This is a genomic window from Sphingomonas sp. UYAg733 (assembly GCF_054057355.1).
This window is the reverse complement of sequence record NZ_JBSRZE010000003.1, coordinates 1-23,151: the sequence shown is the minus strand read 5'-3', so window position 1 is coordinate 23,151 and position 23,151 is coordinate 1. Positions and strand designations below refer to the sequence as shown.

Here is a 23,151-nt window from a genome sequence, read left to right as displayed (position 1 = left end):
AACACCGCGAAGCAAAATCCGTTTTTGATGCTCGAGAATCGCTTCATCTTACAATCATATCAGTGATGAAATGAAACTCCTGCCCGTTTTCCGCCTCAATCAGCGCCGATGGACGCTTCGTTCAGGGTGGATCAATCGACGTTGGGGGACGTTGGTATCACCACAGGAGTCGCACCGAATGATCCGTTTCCCGATAGCCTTGATGCTACTCGCCCTACCGGCCGCGACCTTCGCGCAGGACAGGCCGGCGGCCGAAAACGGCAAGTCTCCGCTGCGTATCCGCAATGTGCAGCTCGACAAGGGCGAGAAATGTCCACCGGCGGTCGGCGACGAGATCGTCGTGTGCGGCACGATCGAGGAACCCTATCGCATTCCCAAATCACTGCGCGAATCGAAACCCGACGCGGCGAGCCAGAGCTGGGTCAATCGCGCGGCGACGATCGACGAGGCCGGGCGTGTCGCCGGCGGCCTGCCCAACACCTGCTCGCCGGTCGGCACCGGTGGCCAGACCGGTTGCATCACAAAAATGCTGCGCGACTACACCGCGGAAAAGGTGGAAAAGAAACGACAGGAACAGAGCGTTCCCTGAAGGGATCGGCGGGTTGCAATCCAACTGGCCTGACGCTTTCACGCCACCGCAATTATTGGCCGAACCCGGCTTCTCCGGCACGCGCGATCGCCTCGCGCGCGGCGGCGAATAGCGCGCCCGCCTTCGCCTCGCACTCGCGCTGTTCATAAACCGGGTCGCTATCGGCGACGATGCCGGCACCCGCCTGGACATGCATCATGCCGTCCTTGACCACCGCGGTGCGCAACACGATGCAACTGTCCATCGATCCATCGGGCGAGAAATAGCCGACCCCGCCGGCATAGGCGCCGCGCTTTTCGGATTCGAGTTCGGCGATGATAGCGCACGCCCTGACCTTGGGCGCGCCGCTCACCGTGCCGGCGGGAAAGCCGGCCAGGATCGCGTCGATCGCGTCATGATCCTTGCCCAGCCGCCCGACCACGTTCGACACGATGTGCATCACATGGCTGTAGAATTCGACCGTATAGCTGTCGGTGACGGTGACCGTCCCGGCATCCGCGACGCGGCCGACATCGTTGCGGCCAAGGTCGAGCAGCATGAGATGTTCGGCGCGTTCCTTGGGGTCGGCGAGCAGGCTGGCGCGGTTGGCCTGATCCTCCTCCGCCGTCTTGCCACGCGGCCGCGTACCCGCGATCGGGCGAATGGTGATCTCGCCGTCGCGCACGCGGACTAGGATTTCCGGGCTCGATCCGGTGAGCGCGAAGCCCGGCAAGTCAAGATGGTAGAGAAAGGGCGATGGATTGATGCGCCGCAGCGCGCGGTAGAGTTCGATCGGCGGCAGGGTGAAAGGCGTGGTGAAACGCTGCGCGAGGACGACCTGAAAAATGTCGCCGGCGACGATATAGTCCTTCGCCCGGGCGACCATCTCACCATAGCGGCCGGGGGCCAGCACCGGCTCAAGCATCGCTTCGGGCAGGTCGATCGCGCGTGCCGGCGGCGGGAGGCCGGCGCTGGCGAGCCGTGCGGCAATGGCGTCGATGCGTTCCTCGGCTTCGGCGACGATCGCGGCCGGATCACGCGCTGCGTCGGGCCATACCGGCGCGACGAGGAACAGCGCGTCGGCCAGGCGATCGAAGATCAGCACGACGGTCGGGCGCACGAACATCATGTCGGGCAAGCCGAGCGGATCATGATCGGGGCGCGGCAGTTTTTCGACCAGGCCGATGGTCTCATAGCCGAAATAACCGACCAGACAGGCCAGCGCGCGCGGCAGTTCGGGCGGCACATCCATCCGGCAATCGGCGACCAGCGTCCGCAGCGTATCGAGCGTCGGCGTGTCGCAGGGCGTGAAGGCGTCGCGATCGGTCAGCCAGTGACGGTTGATCTCCGCGCTGTTGCCATTGGCACGGAACACCAGGTCGGGCGCCAGACCGATCAGGCTGTGCCGCCCGCGGATTGCGCCGCCCTCGACCGATTCGAGCAGGAAGTCGCCACGACCGGGCTCGATCAGCTTGAGCGCGGCGGCGACCGGCGTTTCGGTGTCGGCGATCTGACGACGCCACACCAGCGCCGGCCGGCCCGCCGTCAGCGCGCCGACCGGATCGCTGCCATCGCGGGGGCCATCGCGGGGGCCGTCGAGTGGGCCGTCGCGGGAAAGCTCAGGATTAATTGGCGCTGCTCTGGCCGGTCAACGCGGCCTTTACCGCGTCGAACGCCTTGGCATTCTTCTTCACACCGACCTGTGCGCGGACTGCCTGGCTGAACTGTTCGACATACTCGCGGCCGATCACCTTGCCCAGATCGTTGCGGGTTGCCGCGATGATGCCCGGCTGGTTGGTCGCGTTGCCGCGCTCGATCTGGCGGAGATAGACGATCGACCAACCCTGATTTTCACCGAGCTCGAGCAACTTGGCGGATTTTTCCGTCATGCTGAACATCAGCGCGACCGGCGGTGGAACCTGGCGGCCCGCCGCGGCCAGCTGCGCACGCGACGCGTCCAGCTTCTGGACCGGTGGGGCTTTCACGCCGCTTTCGGTGAACGCCTGCGTGACCGGCATGCCTTTATTGACCTTGGCGACGATCGCGGCGGCGACCTGACGCGCGGCGCGGCGCGCACGGTCGATCGCGAAGTCGTGTGCCACGGCGGGGCGGATCTGGGTGAGCGGCGGCGCTGCGGCTGGAACGATACGCTCAAGGGTGACCACCGCGAAGCCGCCTTCCTGGTCGATCGGCACCATTTGCGGGCTGTCGCCCTGCTCGACGGCGAAGGCGGCGGCGACCACTGGCAGGAAGTCCGGTGCGGCCTTGACCGTCGCGTCGTCGGGATTGCGCCCGTCGGACAGCAAAGGCGGGGTCGCCTTGGCGGTCAGCTTCTGGCCGGCGATCAGTTCGTCGAAGGTCGCCTTACCGGAGATCGCATCGTCGATCGCGTCATGGATCGAGCCGATCGCTTGCGTGGTTTTTTCCTTGGTCAGCGCGGGGACCAATTCGGGCTTGGCCTGTTCGAGCGTTTTGCCGGCAACCTTCTCGATGCCATCGACCCGAACGATGCTGAAGCCAAGCAAGGAGCGCAACGGCCCGACCACAGCGCCCTGGGCCGCGCCGAACGCGGCATCGGCGAGGGCGGGTGAGCTTTGACCGGCATAAGCGGCCTTTTCGACGCCGGTCAGCGTGGCCGGCTCAAGCCCGGCGGCACGTGCGGCGGCTTCGATCGATGCGCCGGCCTTGATCTTGGCGGCCAGCGCGGTGGCTGCGCCCTGATCGGCAACGATCACCTGGACCAGCGTGCGCTTTTCCGTGGCGGCATATTTGGCGCGCTGCGCCTGATAGGCGGCGGCGATTTCTGCGTCGGTCGGGGTGGTCGACGCGGTGAGCTGGTCATGCGTGACAATCGCGTAACGGATCGAACGGCGTTCCGGGATGGTATAGCGCGTGATGTTGCGTTTGTAGAAGGTCGCGACCTCGGCATCGGTCGGTGTCGCGCCTGCACCCATCGCCTGGGTCGGGATGAAACCGACTTCGCCATGGCGCTTCTCGAGCAGGAGCGACGCGTAGGGCAAAGCGAGTTGCTGCGGGATCTGACTGGCGCGGCTTATCGGAAAAATGAGCTGCTGCGTGAGCGTTTCACGCGCGATATCGGCGCGAATCTGCGCATCGGTCAGCCGCTTCTGTATCAGGAGCTGCTGATAGATTTGCGGGCTGAACTTGCCGTCCAGTCCCTGCAAGCCGGGAATGCTCGCGATCTGGCCATCGACGACGCGCTTGCTCACCACCATGCCCTGCGATTGGCCAAACTGCTCCATGGCGAAATTGTTGATCATCCGGTTCAGCGCCCCGTCGAGCCCGCCGGCGTTGACGAAGGTCACGATGTCGAGCCCGGGTTGCTGCTGACGGAAATTTTCCATCTCGTTCTCGGCACGCATACTCAAGTCGGTCTCGGTCAGTTTTTGCTTGCCGACCGTCGCCACCGTGTCACCCGTCGGCGCGCCGGCCTGACCGTTTATTCCGGAGATGTCGCCCGCCGCGAACGCCAGCCCGATGATCGCGAGAAAGGCGAAGGTGATGAACAGGCCGACCTTCGAATTGATCAGGCGGCGAATAAGGCTGAGCATGGGAGACCGATCTGTTGGACACGCGGATTCGTGATTGCTTTACGGGCAGCATCGCGCCGCTTCAAGCGTGTGGAGTCGGGCCAGAGGAGACGGGCTTGTGGAGTCGAGCGGGAGCACTCTATCGGACGGGGAGAGTTTTGGAGGGCGCAGATGACACGACGCAAACTGATCGCGGGCAATTGGAAGATGAACGGCGATCTGGCGGCGCTGGCCGAGCTGGACGGCATCGCCGCAGCGGCCGCCGCGAATCCCGGCGTCGATGTCGCGATAGCCGTGCCCGCGACCCTGATCGCCGCGGCGTCGGCGCGCGGTCCCGATCTCGCGATTGGGGCGCAGGACGTCCATGCCGCCGACAAGGGCGCGCATACCGGCTGCATCTCGGCGGCGATGATCCGCGAGGCGGGCGCGCGTTTCTCGATCGTCGGGCATAGCGAACGACGCGCCGATCAGCATGAAAGTGATGCCGAGGTGAAGGCCAAGGCCGAAGCGCTGCATCGTTTTGGGCTGAACGCGATCCTGTGCGTGGGCGAGACGCTGGAGCAACGCGATGCGGGGCAGGCCAAGGCGGTGGTGACCGGGCAATTGGCTGGCTCCCTGCCGGACGCAGCGGGCGCGGCCTGGTTGTCGATCGCTTATGAACCGGTCTGGGCGATCGGTACGGGACGAACGCCGACGGTTGCCGATGTGGCGGCGATGCACGGCGCGATCCGCACCAAATTGCGCGCGCTGATCGGTGAGGAGGCTGATGCCGTGCGGCTGCTCTATGGCGGGTCGGTGACCGGCGAGAATGCGATGGATCTGCTTGGCTCGGGCGATGTCGATGGTGCGCTGGTCGGCGGGGCGAGCCTGACGGCGGCGAAGTTTGTACCGATCATAGAGGCGGGAGCCCGTATGCCGCTCTAACTGCGGCTGCTTGCCGCGCGCCATGCCTTGGTCGGTGAAATGGTATATTGTGGCGCAAGGCGTGGTCTTGCGGAGTCGTCCGATGAAAACCTTGCTCGCCGCCGTCATTCTCGCCTCGTTCGTCGTCGCGCCGGCATCGGCGAATACGCGGTCGAAGCGCGTCGATATCGCCTTGTCGAATTTCAAGTTCACGCCGTTGTTCAACCCTTCAAATGCCTATACATTTTGATGGGTTGAACATTGAACGCTGGGTTTTCGGGCGAGGGATAGGGCGGGCGCCGTCGGTATAGCGCGGCCAACTCATCCAAACTCCGTTCGTTTCGAGCGTAGTCGAGAAACAAGCCACGAACGCTGCGCAAGGTTTCTCGACTACGCTCGAAACGAACGGCGGTTGGGATAGATCATCAACGCGGGGAGGTAGAGTCTCGGTGATGAAACGATCGAGGCAGCCTCCCCCATTACCCCGATCCCCTGGATCCGAGTCTGGCTGGCGCAATGGCCGACCGCTGACACGAGTCGTGGATCGTTTGAATCAGCGCTACCAGCGGGCGATGGAGCGCGTCCGGTGTTCAATGTTCAGTCTGTATAGCGGACGGAACACTGAACACCCCGCGCTTGGAGCCGTGGCAAGCAAAGATCAGCCGTAGCGCGCTTTCAACACCGCCCAGGTCGCCCGCAGGCCGAGCGCATCGCCACCTTTGGGTCGGCCCGGCTTGGCCGTTGGCCGCCAGGCGAAGGTGTCGAGATGCGCCCAGGCGGTGCCTTCGGGCACGAAACGGCGCAGGAACAGCGCCGCAGTGGTTGCGCCGGCAAAACCGCTATCGGCCGAATTGACCATGTCGGCGATGTCGGACTTGAGCAGATCGTCATAACCATCCCAGAGCGGCATGCGCCATAACGGGTCGCCAACCGCCACCGCCGCCGCGACCAGGGCTTCGGCAAGCGGTTCGTCGTTGACGAATGTCGCCGGCAGATCGGGCCCGAGCGCAACACGCGCGGCGCCGGTGAGGGTGGCGAAGTCGATGATCAGTTCCGGCCCCACACCATCGGCGCCCTCCGCCGCTTTGGTGATCGCGTCGCCCAGCACCAGCCGTCCTTCGGCATCGGTGTTGGTATTCTCAACCGTCAGCCCCTTGCGCGTCGCAAGCACATCGCCGGGCCGGAAAGCGTTGCCGGCAATGCTGTTCTCGACCGCCGGAATGAGCAAATGGAGCCGCACCTTGAGCCGCGCCGCCATCACCAGCCCGGCCAGCGCCAGCGCGTGCGCGGCACCGCCCATATCCTTCTTCATCAGCCGCATGCCCGAACTCGGCTTGATGTCGAGCCCGCCCGAATCGAAACACACGCCCTTGCCGATCAACGCGATGCGCGGGTTCTTCGGGTCGCCCCATTCGAGTTCGATCAACCGTGGCTCGCGGCCCTTGGCGGCGGCCTGGCCGACCGCCTGGATCATCGGATAACCCTTGGCGAGCGGCTCGCCTTTGGTCACGGTGAGGGTCGCGCCATGTGTCTTGGCCATGGCAGCTGCCTCGGCCTCCAGCTCGGCCGGGCCGAGATCGGCGGCGGCGATATTGACCAGATCGCGCACCTGCGCGGTGGCCGTGGCGAGGCGCACCATCTCCTCGATCTTGGCCGGTTCGCCGGTCAGCAGGATGCGTGGTCCATGGCTGTCCCCTTTACGATAGCGTTCGAAGCGATGCTGCGCGAGCAACCAGCCGAGCATCGCCGCACCGGGCTCGCCGGATGCGAGCCGATAAGTCCCTTCGGGCAGCGTTTCGCCGAGCGATGCGATCCGCCACGGCGAACTCGCCGGTTCGTTGCACACCAGCAATGCCGACCAGTCCTCCGGCCCGTCGCCGGGCAGCACGGCGCGATTGCCGGCCTTGCCAGTGAGCCGGTGCGCTGCGGCCGCAGTCCGCACCCGGACCGGTTGGTCGGCCAGCCAGGCGGCGAAGGCGTCGGGATGGACGATATGGATCAAACGTACGGGCTGGCCGCGATCGGGCTGCAACAAGGTCTTGAAATCGGTCATTTTTGCGTCTCGTTGACGAGGAACTGCTCGATCCGGCCGCCATCGCGGGGCTCGGTATAGGTGCTGACCGAGAGCGTTTTTTCGGCATAGGTCACGCGGTAGTTGCGATTGACGAAGCCGCCGCGCAATCGCGCCTTTCCGGTCTGGGCGAACGCGGTCGGCTCGCCAAGTGGGGCCAGGCTCGCCTTGAAATCCGCCAGCACGACCGGGGTGAAGTAGAAATCGGCATCCTCGGTCAATTGGCTGCGGTCGAGCGTGCCGCCGCGCAGCTGATCGAACACCTGACGGACCTTGATCGCGGCGGCCGTGTCGGCTGCGTCTGCCGGCGGCGGCGGCAGGATCGTTTTGACGATCCCTTGTGCGATCTGCGTGAAGGCGTCGCCCGACCAGGTGTTGGTCAACACGGTCACCGCCGCCTTGTCGTCGGGATAGACGATGTTCTCGCTGAGAAAGCCGACCGCCTCGCCGCTATGCTCGACATAACGCCGGCCATTGGTAGTGCCGGTGAACACGCCCAGGCCATAGCCATTGGTCGATCCGTCGGTCAGCCGCACCGCGGTTTCCTGCGCCGCCCAGTCCTCGGCCGGCAGTACGCTGCGGTTGAGCCGGGCGACGTTCCATTTGGCGAGGTCGCGCGCGCTCATCGACAATTCTCCGGCTGCGAACAACCAGCCATGCGCCGCCGGCGTGACGACCCGCACCGGCCCGAGCGCGTTGCGGCCATAACCCTGTGGATAGGCTTTGCCGATCGCCAGATCCTGATCCATCGCCTTGATCCCGAGCGGCTTGAAAATCTTGCGATCGAGATAGGACAGCAACGGCTCGCCCGCGACCTTCTCGACGATCATGCCCGCCACGACATAACCGGTGTTGGAATATTGCCACTGCGCGCCGGGCGCGAAGTCGAGCGGTTTCTTCGCCCAGCGATCGACGATGCCCTGTGGCGTTACCGGGGTCGCCATCGCCTTGAAGCTGTAATCCTGCGGCCAGTAATCCTGCAGGCCCGATGTATGGCTGAGCAACTGGCGCAGCGCGATCGTGTCGCCGCCGGTGATGTCGGGGAGATATTTCGACACCTTGTCGTCAAGGTTCACCTTGCCCTCATTCTCAAGCAGCAGCAGCGCAGCGGCGGTGAACTGCTTGGACACCGACGCGATCTGGTACGGCGCGTCCGGGTTTGCCGTCTTCATCGTCTCCGATTGCCTGCCATAAGCCTTGGCGAAGACGATCTCACCGCCGCGCACGATCGCGATCGAGGCCGAGGGGGCGCCGCTTTTCGCGAGCGTTTCGGTGACAAGCGTATCGACCTGGGTGGTTTCGGCCGGTGTCAGCGCCTGGGCATAGGCGGCGGGCGCGGCGGTCAGCAGGGCGAGAGCAAGCAGCGGACGCGCGAACTGGGGGCGGGGAGTCATCGAAGGGCGGGGGGTCATCGAAATCCTCGGGCAAAAGCGGAAACGCCTTAGATGCACGAGCCGCGCCTTCACTGCCAGCCCCCGTCCGACAGGCCCGTCCGACAGGCCCGCCCGACAGCCCCGCACGATCGCGGTTGGCGTTATCGCTTAACCGGCCTAGCCTTCGCCCATAACAGAACAAGATAGGGGCAGGACTTGGATCGGACCATCACATCGCGCCATGTGCTGACCGCGCTCGCGCTCGCCGCGCTTTCGGCGCTTGGCATCGTGCTGCTGCTGTTGCAGCTTGGCCCCGACTGGGCGGCCTATGCGCCCGCCACCTGCACCGCGACACGCTGCTTCTGCGAGCTGCCGCGGCTCGGCGCGCTGATCGTGCAGCCGGCGAACAGCTGGTCGTCCTATGGCTATGTCTTTGTCGGTTTTCTGATGATCGTGCTGGCGCGCGGCAAGGGCTGGGCTTCGGCGATGCCGCCGGTCGCCGCGATCGCGTTCGGGATCACCGCGATCTCGGTCGGGCTGGGGTCGGTCCTGCTCCATGCGACGCTGACCTTGTGGGGCCAGTTTTTCGACGTACTCGGCATGTATCTGGTCGGCTCGTTCATGCTGGTCAGCGCGCTGAGCCGCTGGCTGCGCATTCCCGATCGGCGGGCGATCGCACTGTATGTCCTGCTCTGCGCCGCGCTCGTCGCGCTGTTGATCGCGGTACCGGAGGTCCGGCGCTGGCTGTTCGCGGTGCTGTTGATTACCGCGATCATCGTCGAACTGGCGTTCGCCCGCCCGAAGCGGCCACAGGTGAAGGTCGGGTTCTACTTCGGTGGCATCCTCGCCAAGGCGATCGCCTTCACCCTCTGGAACCTCGACCAGCACGGCCTGGTCTGTTCGCCGCACAGCCTGGTGCAAGGACATGCGGTCTGGCACCTGCTTGGCGCGACGTCCTTGTGGCTGACCTTCAGCTATTATCGCAGCGAACGGCGATCGACGACGATCGAGTAAGGGTCTGTTTGGAAACGCGCCTGCAGGCGCATTTGGCGGTGCTGGCACCGTCCTAAATTCGCTCTGTCGCGAATTTTCAAACAGCCCTAAGTCGAGCGTCCCTCGCAAGTTAAGTCTTGTTCACGCCAAGTATCCTGTAAATCAAAACCGGATCGGTCTCAACTCTCCTTGAATCAGTCTCCAATGAGAGGATGATGTTTGCCGGGCATGGTCGAGACAAGCCGGTGCCCGTCAAAGCAGGGAGGCTGTCAATGGAATATGCATTCTTGGCGATGATCGGTTGGTGCGGGACCAAATGGCCCGGCTGGTGGCGCGGGCCCCGGCCGCCGCAGCCCGATCCCTGGTGGTGGATCGTCGGATTGGCGGGCGCGATCGGCGGCATCGTCGCCGCGACCGTGTTCCACCCGGTGATCGGCGAGGCTGGCTTCTTCGCCACGACGATAACGGCGCTGGCCGGCGGCGTGTTCGCCGGAAGCATCGTCGACGGCCTTGGCGGACTCGTCAACAAGGGCTGATTCGCCGATCGTCAGTCGGGGGAGACGGCGTTTGAGCCTTGCCGTCTCCCTTGATCGCCGGGCCCGCTCGATCGGCGTTTTCCACCATGCCGATATGCCGAAGACTGGAAGCTGCGATCCTTGGATCGTAAGGACGCCCGTTCTACGATGTCGCGGATCTCGCCTCGACCAGCGCGTCCGTCACCCAGCTCCATGGGGTGGGGCTCATATGCATGCCGATCATCGTCTTCACCTTGATTCCGCGCACCGCCACTTCGTCGGTGATCTCCTGCAGCGATTCCGGCAGGATCAGTGCGCCGCCCGGCCCTAGTGGCTGGACCATCTCGGCGGTGTGCAGCATCTCGACCGCCGGCAGATGGACCATCAGCATCGGACCGCTCGCGCGCCGGATGGGGTATAGGGTGAGCCGGCCAGGACCGGTGCCCAGCGATATCGGGCTCGACACCGGAATGATCGAAGTCTTTTGCGGACGACGCGCGAGTGTGTCGGGACGAAGCTTGTGGGGCGCCGACAACAGCGCCTTAACCACGGGCACATTGCGGTCGAGCGCGTAGATCGGGATGCCTTGCGCGGCATATTCGCGCAAGCCGGCAATGTGCCAGTTGAAACTGGTAGTCGAGATGACCGCCTTGATCGGAATGCCAGGGAAGCGGCGCGCGGCCTCCGCCATCACCTTGCGGCTGTAACCGTTCGAGATCGGCGCATCGATAATGATGATCCCGTCGGGCTCGCGCACCAGCGTGGTGTACCAGGAGCCGGGGATCTGCACAACGCCCGGTGCGATCTCGGTCACCGGACGGTCGGCACGACCGAGCGGAAGCTCATCAACGTCGCGACTGCCGGGGCGGTCGAGCATCGCCGTCATTGCCGGTTCGATCGACAGGCGTCGCGCCTCGATGGCTGGGTTGAGTGCGGCGCTCCGCACCGAAATCGACCGCGATGGTGCGCCGTTCAGCGACTCGTCGATCTGGAAGGGCAGGCGCACGCCATGGACATATGTCCAGTTCTGCCACTCGACGCGTAGCTTGAGATCGCCGCGGCTGCTCCAGGCGATCGAATCCGGTTGGACGACGATTGCTTCGGCGGCCATGGGTAATCCGGTGCCGTCGGCGATGATCAGGCGTGCGGCAAAACCGTCGATGCCGAAGCCCAGGATCGTGGCCGGTGCGCCATGCAGTATCGCCCGTCCGACCAGTACGACATCGGGTGCCGCTCGGGCGGCCCGCAACAATTGCAACGGCTGGTTCAGCCGCCAGGCGGGCGGGGCAGGCGTCACCTGTTCGAACGGCGGAGCGCCCGTCTGTATCTGTCGCACTGTTCGTGCGGTCGGCGTGACGAGTTCTTCGGTCGTGCGCGACGGGCCGGTCGCAAGTTGTTCGAGACTGGTGATCAGGCGTCGCGATCCGGCCAAATCCTCGATCAGCGTCGCATCCCCATAATCCGGGATATAGGGCGGCCCGGCATGATCTCCGTCGGCGAGGTGGAAGGTGGCGATCCTGATCTCTTCGCTCAAACCGGTCAGCGTGGTTTGCGACCGTTCACCCAGCATCACCTTCAGGGATCGGTCGATCAACTGCACCGCCTCGGCATGTCGCTGCGCGACATTTGCGGGCGCTGGCCGCGCGAAGGCGGGCCGGGCGGTGATCGATAACAAGGCGAAAAGCGTCAGGGCACGGACGGTGTCTTTTCGTGTCATCGATCATCCTTCTACCTGCGGCGTATCTCGACCGTCGGTTGGTGCAGGCAGATCGCACACCCCGGTTACATCCGAACACGACGCCGGACGATGTCCTCCTGATGTTGATCGAAATCCATAGCGGCAAGCCGTGACGCTCCGCGCGTCGCTAAAACGCCGCCGAACGTGATGCCGGCCGAGGTCGCTTAGCGTGCAAGCGACTGCCCGGGAATCAACGACAGGCGCGGCGCATAAAGCCAGCTTTCCGCTCGTACCGTGTCGATCCGGCCGATCATGGCTGCCGGATCGGCACGGTATGTCGCTCGCAATATTTCGGCCAGCGCACCGTGCCGGTTGGATTTCATGCCATGGACCAACAACATGTAACTGCCGCCGGCATCGGCATCGCCGCTACGGTACCAGCTCAAATGACTTTTGCCGCGACTCCCGCTCGTCAGGCTCTTCGCCGCAGCTTCGAAGGCGTCGATTTGCCCCGCCTTCACGGTGACGAAGAACGCCGCCAGGCGATCGCCGGGGCGCCGCTGTTCGAGCGGCGTGGCAGTGGTCGGTGCGGCCCAGAGCGACCAGGTCGTGATGCCGGTCGAGCGGGCATGAGGACCGGCGCTTTGTGCGAAATCGGCGCTATCGCCCTGTTGGTCCGGCCGCGCCTCCAGGTCCGACAGGGTGGTACCGAACGTGCCGTCGATGAAGGATCCACGCCGGTCGCCTTCGGTCACATGCCAGGCATACCAGACCAGCCGATCCTGCCGTTCGGCATGCCAGCCGAGGTGCGCGCGATAGCCTGCCTCGAACGCCGCCCTGTCGATCAGCGTATAGGAGAAGAGGCGCGCGGTGCCGGGCTCTTCGGCGGCTGCGGGCGATCCGCCCGCGACAAACGCCGCAGCGGTCAAGAATATCATCCCACGCATGATCGATCTCCTTCGCAGCGCAAATAGGCGCTCGACGGAAGCTCAACTATTTGTAATTTTAATGCCGATCATTCGGCAGGAGCGAACGATGGAGGGCGGACATCTGCGCCGCGCGGCAGTCTTTCATGCCGTGGCGGCAAATGGCGGCATTGCGGGTGCTGCGCGCGCGATCGGCAAGTCGGCGCCGGCTATCCATAGCGATCTCCGCCGCTTCGAGCGCGATGTCGGTGTGCCGCTGACCGAACGGGTCGGACGTGGCCTGCAACTGACCCTCGAAGGGCGCGCACTGTTCGAGACGGTCGGCCGTGCACTCGATGACATTGCGCGGATGAGTGCGCATCTTCGCGATACCGATCCTTCTGTCCTGCCGCTGCGCATCGGCGCGGTGACGGGATTCGGCCGCTATCGCCTTGCGCCGCGTCTGTTCGAGGAATTGCTGAGCGAGCGTCCGGTCGGGCTTCGGATGGGCAGCCATGAGGATGTGGTGGCGCAACTGGTACGCGGCGAGATCGAACTGGCGCTGACCTATCGCACGGTGAACGTGGTTCAGGTCGAGAGCGCCTTGATCGCGGAGGAGGAACTGGTTCTCGTCGGTGGCGCCGCGCTCGCCGACGCGTCGCTGGAGGTGATCGAGCGCCTGCGCTTCGTGACTTATGAAGAGCATGAATATGTCTTCGCACGCTGGTTCGCCGCGGTTCATGGGCGCCAGCCGGAAACGATGATCCGACACGACCATTGCGACGAACTGGAGGAGGCGTTGCTCAGCGTTGTCGCCGGGCGTGGGGTGACGATCGCGCCGTCGGATGCGGCGCTCGCCTTTGGCCTGACGCCGGTCGGTCGGGCCTGCAGCAACAGGATTTATCTATGCGCGACCGGCGATCGGCTCGATGGTCCCGACGCGATGATGATTCGCGAAATGTTGGCGACCAGACCCAGTATCAGGCTGGGATGACGGGCACGCCGAACAGGTCATGGTCGTCGGCATCCTCTACTCGCACGCTGACGATATCGCCCTTGTTGAGATGCCCGGCGTTGCGCAAATGAACCTCGCCGTCGATCTCCGGTGCATCGGCCTTTGACCGGCCGGTCGCGCCTCCCGAACCATCGGCGTCATCGACCGCGTCGATGATCACGTCGAGCGTGCGGCCGATCTTGGCCTGGAGCTTGTCCGCAGAAATCCGCGCGGTCAGTTCCATCAGCCTTGCGTAGCGCTCTTCCTTGATTTCTTCGGGAACATGGTCGGGCAGGGCGTTGGCCGCGGCACCCTCGACTGGCTCGAACCGGAATGCGCCGACCCGGTCGAGCTGCGCTTCTTCCAGCCAGTCCATCAGATATTTGAAATCATCCTCGGTCTCGCCGGGGAAACCGACGACAAAGGTCGAGCGGATCGCGATATCGGGTGCGATCGTGCGCCAGTTCTTGACGCGTTCGAGCACTTTTGCCTCGTTGGCGGGGCGCTTCATCAGCTTCAATACGTTGCGGCTGGCATGCTGGAACGGAATATCGAGGTAGGGGAGGATCAGCCCTTCGGCCATTAGCGGGATGACATGATCGACATGCGGATAGGGATAGACATAGTGCAGCCGCACCCAAATATCTTTTTCAGGCCTGCCGAGCTTGCCGAGTTCGCGCGACAGGTCGGTCATGTGCGCGCGGACTTCCTCACCCTTCCACATGCGCGGGTGATGCCGGATATCGACACCGTAAGCCGATGTATCCTGGCTGATCACCAGCAACTCTTTGGTGCCCGCCTCGATCAGCTTCTCGGCTTCGCGCAGGATCGCGTCGGGGCGGCGGCTGACCAGGTCGCCGCGCAGTGACGGGATGATGCAGAAGGCGCAGCGGTGATTGCAACCCTCGGAAATCTTCAGATAGCTGTAGTGACGCGGGGTGAGCTTCAGGCCGCTTTCAGGCACCAGGTTCAGGAAAGCGCTGGGCGGCATCGGTGCCGCGTCGTGCACCGCACCGACCACTTCCTCATATTGATGCGCACCGGTGACGGCGAGGACCTTAGGGAAGCGCAGGCGGATCATTTCCGCCTCCTTGCCCATGCAGCCGGTGACGATGACACGGCCATTTTCCGCGATCGCCTCACCGATCGCCTCAAGCGATTCTTCCTTGGCGGAATCGAGGAAACCGCAAGTGTTGACCAGTACCACGTCGGCGCCGGCATAGTCGGGCGACATGGCATAACCGTCGGAACGGAGCTTGGTCAGGATGCGTTCGCTGTCGACCAGATTCTTGGGACAGCCGAGCGAAACCATGCCGATTTTCGGCGGGGTGGGAAGGATTGTTGCCATGGGAAGCGCGTCACATAGGCGAAGTGAGCGGGTTTTTCCAGCGCTTAGGCGCGAAGAGAGTCCAGCACCGCGTCGGTAACATTCTGGCCAGCGGTCAAAATTGGTGTGCGGCGACCCGATCGAATGGATCGGGCCCAGGGCATGCAAGGGACAGTGGCGAAGGGCGCGTGTCCTGGATGTTCGGAAAAAGCCGGGCGTTATCGAAGTCCGACCCTTCGTCGGCCCTTGCCGGCAATTCCTGGACGGCGCGGTCCGTGCCCCAACGGGCGTACCATCGGTCGGCGCCTCCATTGTATGATGACATAGTTCGCTCGCACCCCGGAACAAGACGGGGAACAATTGCATGGGGCGGCGCCAGAATTCTCGACTTCACGCCGTACGGACGGGTAGGATGCGCGGCGATGGGTTGGACAGGCTCGACCCGGATGATGGAGCTTTATGCCAGAATATGAACTGATCCCGCACCCCGACCGGCCTCGCGGTCCGTTGGCGACGATAATGGTCACCGCCGATCGGCCATCGCGCGATCTGCTGGTTCTGCATTATCGCGCGACAGGCGCAATCGACGGCGTGATCTGGCCCGCGCAGGTCGAGCCCGATCGGGCCGACGGCCTTTGGCAGCATAGCTGCTTCGAGGCATTCATCGCGCCCGGGCCTGCCAGGGGCTATACCGAACTCAACGCATCGCCCTCGGGCCGATGGGCGATTTACGAATTTGATGGTTATCGCGACGGGATGCGCAATTCCGCCACCGCGCGCATCGATAGTGCCGAGTGGCGCGTGACCCCCGACGCGGTCGAGCTGAAAATGTCGCTTGTCCTGCCCGACTCGGCCGATGGGCCGCTATGGCATCTCGGACTCACAGCGGTGATAGAGGCGAAGGATGGCAGCAAATCCTTCTGGGCGCTTACGCATCCGACCGACACGCTCGAATTGCCCGATTTCCACAACCGGGATTGCTTTACCGTCGAGCTCGCGGCACCCAGCGGCGCATGAAATTCGGTATCGATCGCCTCCTCGCCGACCCCGCCCTGCGCGCGCCACTTATCGGCAAGCGTGTTGCCTTGCTCGCCCATCCCGCTTCGGTCACGGCGGACCTCACCCATTCGATCGATGCGCTGGTCGCAAGCGGTCTCAACGTCTCCGCGGTGTTCGGCCCGCAACATGGGGTGCGCGGCGACCTGCAGGACAATATGATGGAGTCGCCCGACTTCACCGATCCGATTTATGGCATGCCGGTGTTCAGCCTGTATGGCGAAGTGCGCCGACCGACCGGCCAGTCGATGGGTACGTTCGACGTGATGCTGGTCGATCTGCAGGATGTCGGCTGCCGCATCTACACTTTCGTCACTACGCTGCTTTATGTGATCGAGGCGGCAGCCAAGCATGGCAAATCGGTCTGGGTGCTCGACCGGCCCAATCCGGCGGGACGGTCGATCGAAGGGCTGACCTTACTGCCCGGCTGGGAAAGTTTTGTCGGCGCGGGGCCGATGCCGATGCGCCATGGGCTGACGCTGGGCGAACTGGGGCACTGGTTCATCGACCATTTCAAGCTGAACGTCGATTATCGCGTGATCGCGATGGAGGGCTGGGAGCCCGATGCGGCGCCCGGTTTCGGCTGGCCCGCGGACCGGGTGTGGATCAATCCCAGCCCCAATGCCGCCAATATCAACATGGCGCGCGCCTATGCCGGCACGGTGATGCTGGAAGGCACGAATTTGTCGGAAGGACGCGGCACGACGCGACCGCTCGAACTGTTCGGCGCGCCCGATATCGATGCCAGGGCGGTGATCGCCGAGATGCGTGCATTCGCGCTGGACTGGTTGGCGGGCTGCACGCTGCGCGATATCTGGTTCCAGCCGACCTTCCACAAACATGTCGGCCAATTGTGCAACGGCGTGTTCGTCCATGCCGAGGGGCCGGGATACAATGATGCGACTTTCAAGCCATGGCGGGTGCAGGCGCTTGGGTTTAAGTCGATCCGACGGCTGTATCCGGATTATGACCTGTGGCGCGATTTTCCGTACGAATATGAATTCGGCAAACTCGCGATCGATGTGATCAACGCCGGACCGGGATTGCGCGAATGGGTTGATGACGGTGCCACTGTTGCCGCGGACCTAGACGCACTGACCCTGCCAGACGAAGCGGCCTGGGCGGACGTCCGCAGGGGTCATCTGCTCTATTGAAGTCGCTGAGCGACTTCAAAATTCCCGAGGAAATGTCCATGCGTCGGGCGAATATCTGGTTGTCATTGACCGCGTGCCTGTTCGCCGGATCGGCCGCCGCGCGGCCCTCTGCCCGCTCATCCGCTCCTTGCCGGCTGCAATCCTCCGACCGGGCATGGGTCGAACAGGCGCTGGCCAATTGGCGTTATGCCGAAGCCAGGTTGCTGAGCCTGCCGCCGGCGCCGATGCCGGAGGTGGTCGCCGTCGATGAGATCTGCCAGGCGAATGCCCTCCCCGAAACGGGCAAGCCGATACGCTGGTCGGGCAGGCCGCATCACGGCAAGCTGGCGATACCCGATGGCAATATTGCACCGGTCGGCGTAATGTCCTTTGCCGGGCCGAACCCGAAGGGACCGCGCGGCGGTTTCTTTGTCATGAGCATGCCATCGGTATGGCGCGCGGGCGGCGTCACCAGCGAGATCGGCCTCGAAACGCTGATGGACGGCGTGCTGCTGCACGAGATGATGCACACACGGCAATTCTCCTTCGCCAACCCCGCGCTGGCCGAACTGTCCAGGCGTTATGCACTGCCGGAAGATATCAACGACGATTCGATCCAGGCGGCATTCAAGAACGATGCGGACTATGTTCGCGCCTATGAGGCCGAACGCGATCTGCTCTACGCCGCTGTCGCCGCGCCGACCGACGCCGAGGCGCGCCGGCTGGCTGGGCAGGCGCTGGTCGCGATGCGGACGCGGCATGCGCGCTGGTTCGTTGGCGACGGGGCGAAATGGGCGCCGCTCGACGAAATTTTCCTCCAGATGGAAGGGCTGGGCCAGTGGCTGATCTGGAAATGGTATGTCGATGGTCCGCGCCGCGTTTACGCCCCCGATGTCGCGTTGCGCGCGGTGCGGCGTGGGAAGAAGCAATGGTCGCAGGATGAGGGGCTTGGGCTGATGCTGGTGGTCGACCGGCTGGTACCGGACTGGCGCCGGCGCGCCTTTGCAGAAAAACCGGCGCTGGCAGTCGAATTGCTCGCACGCGCAGCGCAGGCTGGATGATCAGCGCATGAATGCGACGCGTCGAAATCATATTGCGGGATTGGGTCGATAATCACGCTGCCGAGTCGGCGGCTCGGACGCGATCACTGACCCGGATGAGGCCGCTAGGGCAGCCAAAAGGCGGCGATTTCTGCTTTATCAACGCGCCGCACAACCATTCGGCGCGGATTCACGACATCCCAGCCCAAAGTAATGTTTTTGGTAATATTTATGCCGCATCACGCTGGCAACAGGGAAGTCGTTTGCGGGGACGAGTTCGGTGGAATCCAATCTTCATTATTACGCACGGCGAGCAATGCAGGAACATGCGGCGGCGCGGACCGCGGTGACCGACGAAGCGCGCAGCCGTCGGCTTGCGCTGGCGCTCATGTTTCAGGCCAAACTTGAGGCGTTGAGCGCCTGACGAGCTATCCCAAGGCCCAGTATCTACTCTTCGTTATTGTCGATTTCGATAAACGCACCGCTATCCGCATTTCGTGCGAAGCGTGAGCCAATCGGCTTGTCGATCAACGCAAGTCATTTGTCGTCCCGGTTGAGAACTGCGGCTAATGCAACGTAGAGCGGACTGCGTTCATTTTTTTCATCTGCCATGATTGCTTCGTCGGTACCGCGAATGCGCCACCCGCTGTCGGGATAGAGTTCCTCTGTCTCGGCGGCATCCGGTTCTTCACGGTAAAGATAGTCGACCGGACTGCGGCCCTGAAGCACGCAATCGTCCACCATGCATCGATCCCAATATTCGCGATGCTTCGGGCTCGGCGGCGGTGCCACTGCTCGCTCCGCGCCCCAGTCCAGATCGATCACGTTCGATCGCTTGAAATGCACCACCTGCCCTGGGCGCAACTGCGGCATGTCTGACGGATCGTTATCCAGCGTTCCGATCAGCCGGTCACCGTCCGCTTCGGTTATGATGACCCACATCCGTTCGGCTCCCCAATTCGGGGCCGGCGGCATCGATCGAAATATGATCTTGGCCAGATCGCCCGGCTGCAGTGCGAGAAGTTCGTTCTCCGACGGCAGGTAAAATGTATAGCGCGCCTGTTCGGCGACGGGGCGAGGGTCGTCGATCTCGAACCTTCCGAACCAACGGCGGTGCAATCGGTCGATCGCCTTCGGTAACCGCATCACCGCTTCCGCATCAGCTTGCATGCGATCCGCGCGGTTTGCGGATATCCCCATTGCTGCTTGGGCTCGAAACGCTGATGGACGGCGCGCTGCTGCATGCGATGATGTACAGGCGGCAATTCAATTTTGGCAATCCCACATTGGCCGATCTGACCCCGCACCACGTCTATACCGGATGTCGCAACGCGGCCGGACGCATTAGTCGCTGGATGGATGATTCGCGTCACTGCCGGTGCTTGACCGGCTGGTGCTGATTGTCGTCGATGCGCGTTTGCAGCCAGGGTCGGCGCTTGATTAGATGCTGCTTCCACTGCCCGCAGATTAAAGAAGAGTTGAACAGCGTCGATCTTGAATGCGCTTACCTCACAATGTAAAAGTGTATTAGCGTAATAGGGCGGCATCGGGCCGGCTCGAGAAAGATGTCGTGATGCGATCGAAATTGGTACTGCGGGTTTTCGCGCTACTCGCATGCCAGCTTTCTGCCGGCGCCGTGTCGGCACAGGAACGCGCTCCCGCGAGCGACACGTCGAGCGAGGACATCGTCGTGACGGCCGCAAAGGAACTCGACGCCAAGGCCGCGACGCATTTTGTGCGTGAGATCAGTGCGACGACACAGGGGCAGTTGGCAAAATTCCTGGCGCCGATCTGTCCGGTGGCGATCGGCTTCGAGCCTGCGGCCGCCGCGATAATCGTCGCGCGCATTCGCGATGTGGCGAAGCGAGTCGGTGCGGAGGTCGCCAAGCCGGGATGCTCGGGCAACGTGATCCTGCTGACCACGCCCGACGGTCAGGCGCTTGTCCGCGAGTTGCGCAAGAAGCATCCGCAACTTCTGGAAGGTCTGACGCCCAACGAGATCAACCGCCTGATCGATCGCCCCGGACCTGTACGGGTTTGGAGTCGAACCGCGATCGCTAACGAAGATGGCAAGCGCGCATCCGGCGGACCCGGCGAAACGACCGGCGAATTTCGTGTGCTTGAGGTAAAGAGCGCGTCCGCGTTTCATCCGCAGAGCCAGCAGGTGATCGATACGGCCACCGTTGTGATCGATTCCGCCGCCGTGCTCGGCAAGAGCCTGACCCAATTGGCCGATTACAGCGCCATGCGCGCGCTGGCGAGGACTCGACCAATCGAAGGCAGGACGATCGATACGATCCTGGGCCTGTTCGGCGATTCGAGCGCCGCGACGGCGCCGGGAATGACGGCAGCCGATCTGACTTATCTCAAGGCGCTCTACGCGATGCCGGGCAATCGCTCCACCACCTATCAGGTCGGGCACATCGCGAAGCAGGTCAGAAAAGGCACTCCGCTGCCGCAGGATTAGCTGGAGCGGAGCCGCGCTATCTGGCCGATGATGCGGTGCCCGCGTTAGACGACTTGGCAAACGCGGGCACCGCATCATCGCTTGCGTGTCAGCTCGCGCATCCCGTCGTCCAGCCCCGCCAGCGTCAGTGGATACATGCGGTCGTTCATCAGCTCGCGGATAATCCGCACGCTTTGTGAATATCCCCATTGCTGCTCCGGGATCGGATTGAGCCACACCGCCGCCGGATAGGTAGTGGTCATGCGGTGCATCCACACCGCGCCCGATTCCTCGTTGAAATGCTCGACCGAGCCGCCGGGATGGGTGATTTCGTACGGGCTCATCGAGGCGTCACCGACGAACACCAGTTTATAATCGTGGCCGAACTTGTGCAGCACATCCCACATCGGCGTGCGTTCGGTGAAGCGGCGCTTATTGTCCTTCCACACGCCTTCGTATGGGCAATTGTGGAAGTAAAAGAATTCGAGATTCTTGAATTCGGTGGTCGCGGCCGAGAATAATTCCTCGCACAGCTTGACCCATGGGTCCATCGATCCGCCGACATCAAGGAACAGCAGCAGCTTGACCGCATTGCGCCGCTCGGCGCGCATCACGATATCGAGCCAGCCCTGGCGCGCGGTGCCGTCGATCGTCGCGTCGATATCGAGCTCGTCGGCAGCACCCTCGCGCGCGAACTTGCGCAGGCGACGCAGCGCGATCTTGATGTTGCGCGTGCCCAGCTCGCGCGTGCTGTCGAGATTCTTGAAGTCGCGCTGGTCCCACACCTTCAATGCGCGCTTGTGCTTGCCCTCGCCGCCGATGCGTACGCCCTCGGGGTTATAACCGCCATTGCCATAGGGCGAGGTGCCACCGGTTCCGACCCATTTGTTGCCGCCCTGATGCCGACCCTGCTGCTCCTCGAGCCGCTTCTTCAGCGTATCCATGATCTCGTCCCACGATCCGAGCGACTTGATCGCCTCCATTTCCTCTGGGGACAGATATTTCTCGGCGACCGCCTTGAGCCAGTCGGCGGGAATGTCGGTCGGCGCCTGGCCGAACGTCGTGGCGATGCCCTTGAAGACTTTGGAGAAGACCTGGTCGAAGCGGTCGAGCAGCCCCTCGTCCTTCACGTACACGGCGCGCGAGAGGTAATAGAAATCCTCCGGCGTGCGATCGATCACATCGGCGTCGAGCGCCTCGAGCAGAAGGAGATGCTCCTTCATGCTGGCGGGAATGCCCGCGGCGCGGAGCTCGTCGAGGAAGTTCAGGAACATGGTGAAGCTCTCTCGGCCGGATTATCTAAACGTGTCGCTGTTGATCGTGATGTTCGATTTGCCGTCGGGCGTAAAGGATGACCGCGACAGAACCGTTGCCCCGATCCGGTCGCTGCCGTCAATAATCGCGCCGATCTGCGTCGCGTTGGGCAGCGTCTGAAATCCGCCAAGGACATCGACGAACCCGATCCCGTATCGTTTCACGCGATAACCCTCACCAAGCAGTTGCGGTTCGATCGCCAGAACGCCGCCGGCGTCGTCGGTTTGAATGAGCAATCGCATCCCATCATCGTCGGGCTCTACCGGCTGTAATATCCTGAAAGTTCGATTGCCGGCCGAGGCTGTGCCACGGACGCAGATCGGTGATGCGCCATTGCGCGGGAAGGATATCATTCCCGGATCGTCCGGTTTGTCCTTACTCTCCAGTTTGATCGCGCCACCCAACAGTCCGGCGATCAGCATGTCGGCGTCTGAATCCTTGTTCTTTTTCAGCCGCTTTGCCGGACGTGATTCCGCCGCCGGACATGTTGCTTCGATCTTGATCGGCAGCGCTTCCATCGGCTTGCTTTTGCCGTCGAATGCCAGTCCGCCGACCAACGCATCCAAGGCGGCCTCGATATCGACACGGCGCGCAGCCGGGCCGCTTGCGCGGATTACGATTTGCCAGCCGGCCGCGCGCACGAATGCGGCGGTTGTGGTCAGCGGTTTGCCAGGTTCGAGTTCGCCCTTTTCGTACACCCGACGAATAGCGGCGCGAGGTACGCCCCCGGCGGCGATCAGCGTTTCACTGCCGAGTACCAAAGCGGGGCTGAAACGCTGGCGGATGGCGTTGTCCGTACCCAAGCTGGCAAGCGCGGCGTCGGCATAGCTGGTGTAGAAGATGAAAGCTGTCGCCTCGATTGCACCATCTTCCGACGCGTATTGCGCAACATTGTCGATTCCGCTGCCGTTTTGCGACGCCTCTCCGGTCTTGACCAGGGACAGGCTGGCGGCCTGCGTCGGTATCGAAATGCCGGCCGATACGATGATCGCGCGTTTGCTATCGGTCTTCCACGCGCCCTGCGGCGCATTTTGCGCGGTCACCGGTGCAGCACCGGCCGCCGCCAGCAAAATCGCGGTTAAAAAAGCGCGCATCCCCAACCCTTTGCAGTTACCGGCCCCGAACTCGCCTAAAACGGCCGAGTATTCCAGAACGCTAGTGGATTGATCGGAACGAAGGAGTCCGTTTCAGGATTCCCATGGCGGCTGCGGCATGCGACGTTGCGACATGCGCACTGGTATCACGATTGAGGTTACATCCTCGGATAGAGTTCGACTTGCGGCG

At 63.3% G+C, this 23,151-nt stretch carries 22 protein-coding genes; 11 read left to right on the top strand and 11 right to left on the bottom strand.

The genetic code is table 11. From position 1 onward, the window contains the following. Positions 1 to 178: 178 nt before the first annotated feature. Positions 179 to 589: a hypothetical protein gene (locus ACVWZA_RS07495; protein ID WP_457310570.1), complete on the top strand. Its 411-nt coding sequence runs from the start codon at positions 179 to 181 to the stop codon at positions 587 to 589. A gap of 52 nt (positions 590 to 641) precedes the next feature. On the opposite strand, the gene trpE is transcribed toward ACVWZA_RS07495, so the two are convergent. Together trpE and ACVWZA_RS07485 are read right to left on the bottom strand one after the other, a co-directional pair. Then, positions 642 to 2,093, bottom strand: coding sequence for an anthranilate synthase component I (trpE, locus tag ACVWZA_RS07490; RefSeq protein WP_457310569.1), 1,452 nt, complete (start codon positions 2,091 to 2,093; stop codon positions 642 to 644). Between the two features lie 100 nt (positions 2,094 to 2,193). Beyond that, entirely contained in the window at positions 2,194 to 4,140 is a 1,947-nt protein-coding gene (locus ACVWZA_RS07485) for a SurA N-terminal domain-containing protein (protein WP_457310568.1), read from the bottom strand. A gap of 150 nt (positions 4,141 to 4,290) precedes the next feature. Here ACVWZA_RS07485 and tpiA point away from each other — a divergent pair, with 150 nt between their 5' ends. Further along, on the top strand, positions 4,291 to 5,043 hold the full coding sequence (tpiA, locus tag ACVWZA_RS07480; RefSeq protein WP_457310567.1) for a triose-phosphate isomerase: 753 nt from the start codon (positions 4,291 to 4,293) through the stop codon (positions 5,041 to 5,043). Positions 5,044 to 5,125: 82 nt separating this feature from the next. Beyond that, positions 5,126 to 5,272 (top strand): hypothetical protein, encoded by a 147-nt coding sequence (locus ACVWZA_RS07475; protein WP_457310566.1) that lies wholly within the window; start codon positions 5,126 to 5,128, stop codon positions 5,270 to 5,272. Between the two features lie 408 nt (positions 5,273 to 5,680). Here the strand turns inward: ACVWZA_RS07475 and ACVWZA_RS07470 are convergent, their stop codons facing one another. Next, entirely contained in the window at positions 5,681 to 7,075 is a 1,395-nt protein-coding gene (locus ACVWZA_RS07470; RefSeq protein WP_457310565.1) for a leucyl aminopeptidase family protein, read from the bottom strand. Then, complete coding sequence (locus tag ACVWZA_RS07465) at positions 7,072 to 8,505, bottom strand: serine hydrolase domain-containing protein (RefSeq protein WP_457310564.1); 1,434 nt, start codon at positions 8,503 to 8,505, stop codon at positions 7,072 to 7,074. Before ACVWZA_RS07465 ends, ACVWZA_RS07470 begins: the two co-directional genes overlap by 4 nt. Positions 8,506 to 8,682: 177 nt before the next feature. Between ACVWZA_RS07465 and ACVWZA_RS07460 the strand changes: the two genes are divergently transcribed. Both ACVWZA_RS07460 and ACVWZA_RS07455 read left to right on the top strand, forming a co-directional pair. Then, positions 8,683 to 9,480: a ceramidase domain-containing protein gene (locus ACVWZA_RS07460; protein WP_457310563.1), complete on the top strand. Its 798-nt coding sequence runs from the start codon at positions 8,683 to 8,685 to the stop codon at positions 9,478 to 9,480. Between the two features lie 251 nt (positions 9,481 to 9,731). Then, positions 9,732 to 9,995, top strand: coding sequence for a hypothetical protein (locus tag ACVWZA_RS07455; RefSeq protein ID WP_457310562.1), 264 nt, complete (start codon positions 9,732 to 9,734; stop codon positions 9,993 to 9,995). A 142-nt stretch (positions 9,996 to 10,137) separates the two neighbouring features. On the opposite strand, the gene ACVWZA_RS07450 is transcribed toward ACVWZA_RS07455, so the two are convergent. Both ACVWZA_RS07450 and ACVWZA_RS07445 read right to left on the bottom strand, forming a co-directional pair. After that, on the bottom strand, positions 10,138 to 11,691 hold the full coding sequence (locus ACVWZA_RS07450; RefSeq protein WP_457310561.1) for a hypothetical protein: 1,554 nt from the start codon (positions 11,689 to 11,691) through the stop codon (positions 10,138 to 10,140). 185 nt (positions 11,692 to 11,876) lie between these two features. Then, positions 11,877 to 12,599 carry a hypothetical protein gene (locus ACVWZA_RS07445; RefSeq protein ID WP_457310560.1) on the bottom strand — a complete coding sequence of 241 codons (723 nt, stop codon included), beginning with the start codon at positions 12,597 to 12,599 and terminating at the stop codon, positions 11,877 to 11,879. Positions 12,600 to 12,687: 88 nt separating this feature from the next. Between ACVWZA_RS07445 and ACVWZA_RS07440 the strand changes: the two genes are divergently transcribed. Next, entirely contained in the window at positions 12,688 to 13,551 is an 864-nt protein-coding gene (locus tag ACVWZA_RS07440; protein ID WP_457310559.1) for a LysR family transcriptional regulator, read from the top strand. Here the strand turns inward: ACVWZA_RS07440 and rimO are convergent. Next, the gene (rimO, locus tag ACVWZA_RS07435; RefSeq protein ID WP_457310558.1) at positions 13,538 to 14,899 is read right to left on the bottom strand and encodes a 30S ribosomal protein S12 methylthiotransferase RimO; all 1,362 of its coding nucleotides are present in this window, start codon (positions 14,897 to 14,899) and stop codon (positions 13,538 to 13,540) included. The genes ACVWZA_RS07440 and rimO overlap by 14 nt on opposite strands. Before the next feature lie 438 nt (positions 14,900 to 15,337). On the opposite strand from rimO, the gene ACVWZA_RS07430 reads away from it, so the two are divergent. From ACVWZA_RS07430 to ACVWZA_RS07415, 4 genes are all read left to right on the top strand, one after another. Continuing rightward, positions 15,338 to 15,895 carry a DOMON-like domain-containing protein gene (locus ACVWZA_RS07430; protein ID WP_457310557.1) on the top strand — a complete coding sequence of 186 codons (558 nt, stop codon included), beginning with the start codon at positions 15,338 to 15,340 and terminating at the stop codon, positions 15,893 to 15,895. Continuing rightward, positions 15,892 to 17,088 (top strand): exo-beta-N-acetylmuramidase NamZ family protein, encoded by a 1,197-nt coding sequence (locus tag ACVWZA_RS07425; protein ID WP_457310556.1) that lies wholly within the window; start codon positions 15,892 to 15,894, stop codon positions 17,086 to 17,088. The genes ACVWZA_RS07430 and ACVWZA_RS07425 overlap by 4 nt, the downstream gene beginning before the upstream one ends. Before the next feature lie 38 nt (positions 17,089 to 17,126). Next, entirely contained in the window at positions 17,127 to 18,128 is a 1,002-nt protein-coding gene (locus tag ACVWZA_RS07420; RefSeq protein WP_457310555.1) for a hypothetical protein, read from the top strand. Positions 18,129 to 18,387: 259 nt separating this feature from the next. After that, positions 18,388 to 18,531, top strand: coding sequence for a hypothetical protein (locus tag ACVWZA_RS07415; RefSeq protein ID WP_457310554.1), 144 nt, complete (start codon positions 18,388 to 18,390; stop codon positions 18,529 to 18,531). Between the two features lie 113 nt (positions 18,532 to 18,644). Here ACVWZA_RS07415 and ACVWZA_RS07410 read toward each other — a convergent pair whose 3' ends face one another. Further along, the gene (locus ACVWZA_RS07410) at positions 18,645 to 19,277 is read right to left on the bottom strand and encodes an immunity protein Imm33 domain-containing protein (RefSeq protein WP_457310553.1); all 633 of its coding nucleotides are present in this window, start codon (positions 19,275 to 19,277) and stop codon (positions 18,645 to 18,647) included. Then, the gene (locus ACVWZA_RS07405) at positions 19,253 to 19,654 is read right to left on the bottom strand and encodes a hypothetical protein (RefSeq protein WP_457310552.1); all 402 of its coding nucleotides are present in this window, start codon (positions 19,652 to 19,654) and stop codon (positions 19,253 to 19,255) included. The genes ACVWZA_RS07410 and ACVWZA_RS07405 overlap by 25 nt, the downstream gene beginning before the upstream one ends. 26 nt (positions 19,655 to 19,680) lie before the next feature. Between ACVWZA_RS07405 and ACVWZA_RS07400 the strand changes: the two genes are divergently transcribed. Beyond that, on the top strand, positions 19,681 to 20,574 hold the full coding sequence (locus tag ACVWZA_RS07400) for a hypothetical protein (RefSeq protein ID WP_457310551.1): 894 nt from the start codon (positions 19,681 to 19,683) through the stop codon (positions 20,572 to 20,574). A gap of 74 nt (positions 20,575 to 20,648) precedes the next feature. Here ACVWZA_RS07400 and ACVWZA_RS07395 read toward each other — a convergent pair whose 3' ends face one another. Together ACVWZA_RS07395 and ACVWZA_RS07390 are read right to left on the bottom strand one after the other, a co-directional pair. After that, on the bottom strand, positions 20,649 to 21,827 hold the full coding sequence (locus ACVWZA_RS07395; RefSeq protein WP_457310550.1) for a vWA domain-containing protein: 1,179 nt from the start codon (positions 21,825 to 21,827) through the stop codon (positions 20,649 to 20,651). A 21-nt stretch (positions 21,828 to 21,848) separates the two neighbouring features. Further along, complete coding sequence (locus ACVWZA_RS07390) at positions 21,849 to 22,961, bottom strand: hypothetical protein (RefSeq protein ID WP_457310549.1); 1,113 nt, start codon at positions 22,959 to 22,961, stop codon at positions 21,849 to 21,851. Positions 22,962 to 23,151: the final 190 nt, after the last annotated feature.

What these genes read in the sequence shown, in the direction of transcription:
- ACVWZA_RS07495 (WP_457310570.1), top strand. Translation starts at nt 179, where the DNA reads ATGATCCGTTTCCCGATAGCCTTGATGCTACTCGCCCTACCGGCCGCG.
- ACVWZA_RS07485 (WP_457310568.1), bottom strand. Translation starts at nt 4,140, where the DNA reads ATGCTCAGCCTTATTCGCCGCCTGATCAATTCGAAGGTCGGCCTGTTC.
- tpiA (WP_457310567.1), top strand. Translation starts at nt 4,291, where the DNA reads ATGACACGACGCAAACTGATCGCGGGCAATTGGAAGATGAACGGCGAT.
- ACVWZA_RS07475 (WP_457310566.1), top strand. Translation starts at nt 5,126, where the DNA reads ATGAAAACCTTGCTCGCCGCCGTCATTCTCGCCTCGTTCGTCGTCGCG.
- ACVWZA_RS07470 (WP_457310565.1), bottom strand. Translation starts at nt 7,075, where the DNA reads ATGACCGATTTCAAGACCTTGTTGCAGCCCGATCGCGGCCAGCCCGTA.
- ACVWZA_RS07465 (WP_457310564.1), bottom strand. Translation starts at nt 8,505, where the DNA reads ATGACCCCCCGCCCTTCGATGACTCCCCGCCCCCAGTTCGCGCGTCCG.
- ACVWZA_RS07455 (WP_457310562.1), top strand. Translation starts at nt 9,732, where the DNA reads ATGGAATATGCATTCTTGGCGATGATCGGTTGGTGCGGGACCAAATGG.
- ACVWZA_RS07450 (WP_457310561.1), bottom strand. Translation starts at nt 11,691, where the DNA reads ATGACACGAAAAGACACCGTCCGTGCCCTGACGCTTTTCGCCTTGTTA.
- ACVWZA_RS07445 (WP_457310560.1), bottom strand. Translation starts at nt 12,599, where the DNA reads ATGCGTGGGATGATATTCTTGACCGCTGCGGCGTTTGTCGCGGGCGGA.
- ACVWZA_RS07440 (WP_457310559.1), top strand. Translation starts at nt 12,688, where the DNA reads ATGGAGGGCGGACATCTGCGCCGCGCGGCAGTCTTTCATGCCGTGGCG.
- rimO (WP_457310558.1), bottom strand. Translation starts at nt 14,899, where the DNA reads ATGGCAACAATCCTTCCCACCCCGCCGAAAATCGGCATGGTTTCGCTC.
- ACVWZA_RS07430 (WP_457310557.1), top strand. Translation starts at nt 15,338, where the DNA reads ATGCCAGAATATGAACTGATCCCGCACCCCGACCGGCCTCGCGGTCCG.
- ACVWZA_RS07425 (WP_457310556.1), top strand. Translation starts at nt 15,892, where the DNA reads ATGAAATTCGGTATCGATCGCCTCCTCGCCGACCCCGCCCTGCGCGCG.
- ACVWZA_RS07420 (WP_457310555.1), top strand. Translation starts at nt 17,127, where the DNA reads ATGCGTCGGGCGAATATCTGGTTGTCATTGACCGCGTGCCTGTTCGCC.
- ACVWZA_RS07410 (WP_457310553.1), bottom strand. Translation starts at nt 19,277, where the DNA reads ATGCAAGCTGATGCGGAAGCGGTGATGCGGTTACCGAAGGCGATCGAC.
- ACVWZA_RS07405 (WP_457310552.1), bottom strand. Translation starts at nt 19,654, where the DNA reads ATGCCGCCCTATTACGCTAATACACTTTTACATTGTGAGGTAAGCGCA.
- ACVWZA_RS07400 (WP_457310551.1), top strand. Translation starts at nt 19,681, where the DNA reads ATGCGATCGAAATTGGTACTGCGGGTTTTCGCGCTACTCGCATGCCAG.
- ACVWZA_RS07395 (WP_457310550.1), bottom strand. Translation starts at nt 21,827, where the DNA reads ATGTTCCTGAACTTCCTCGACGAGCTCCGCGCCGCGGGCATTCCCGCC.
- ACVWZA_RS07390 (WP_457310549.1), bottom strand. Translation starts at nt 22,961, where the DNA reads ATGCGCGCTTTTTTAACCGCGATTTTGCTGGCGGCGGCCGGTGCTGCA.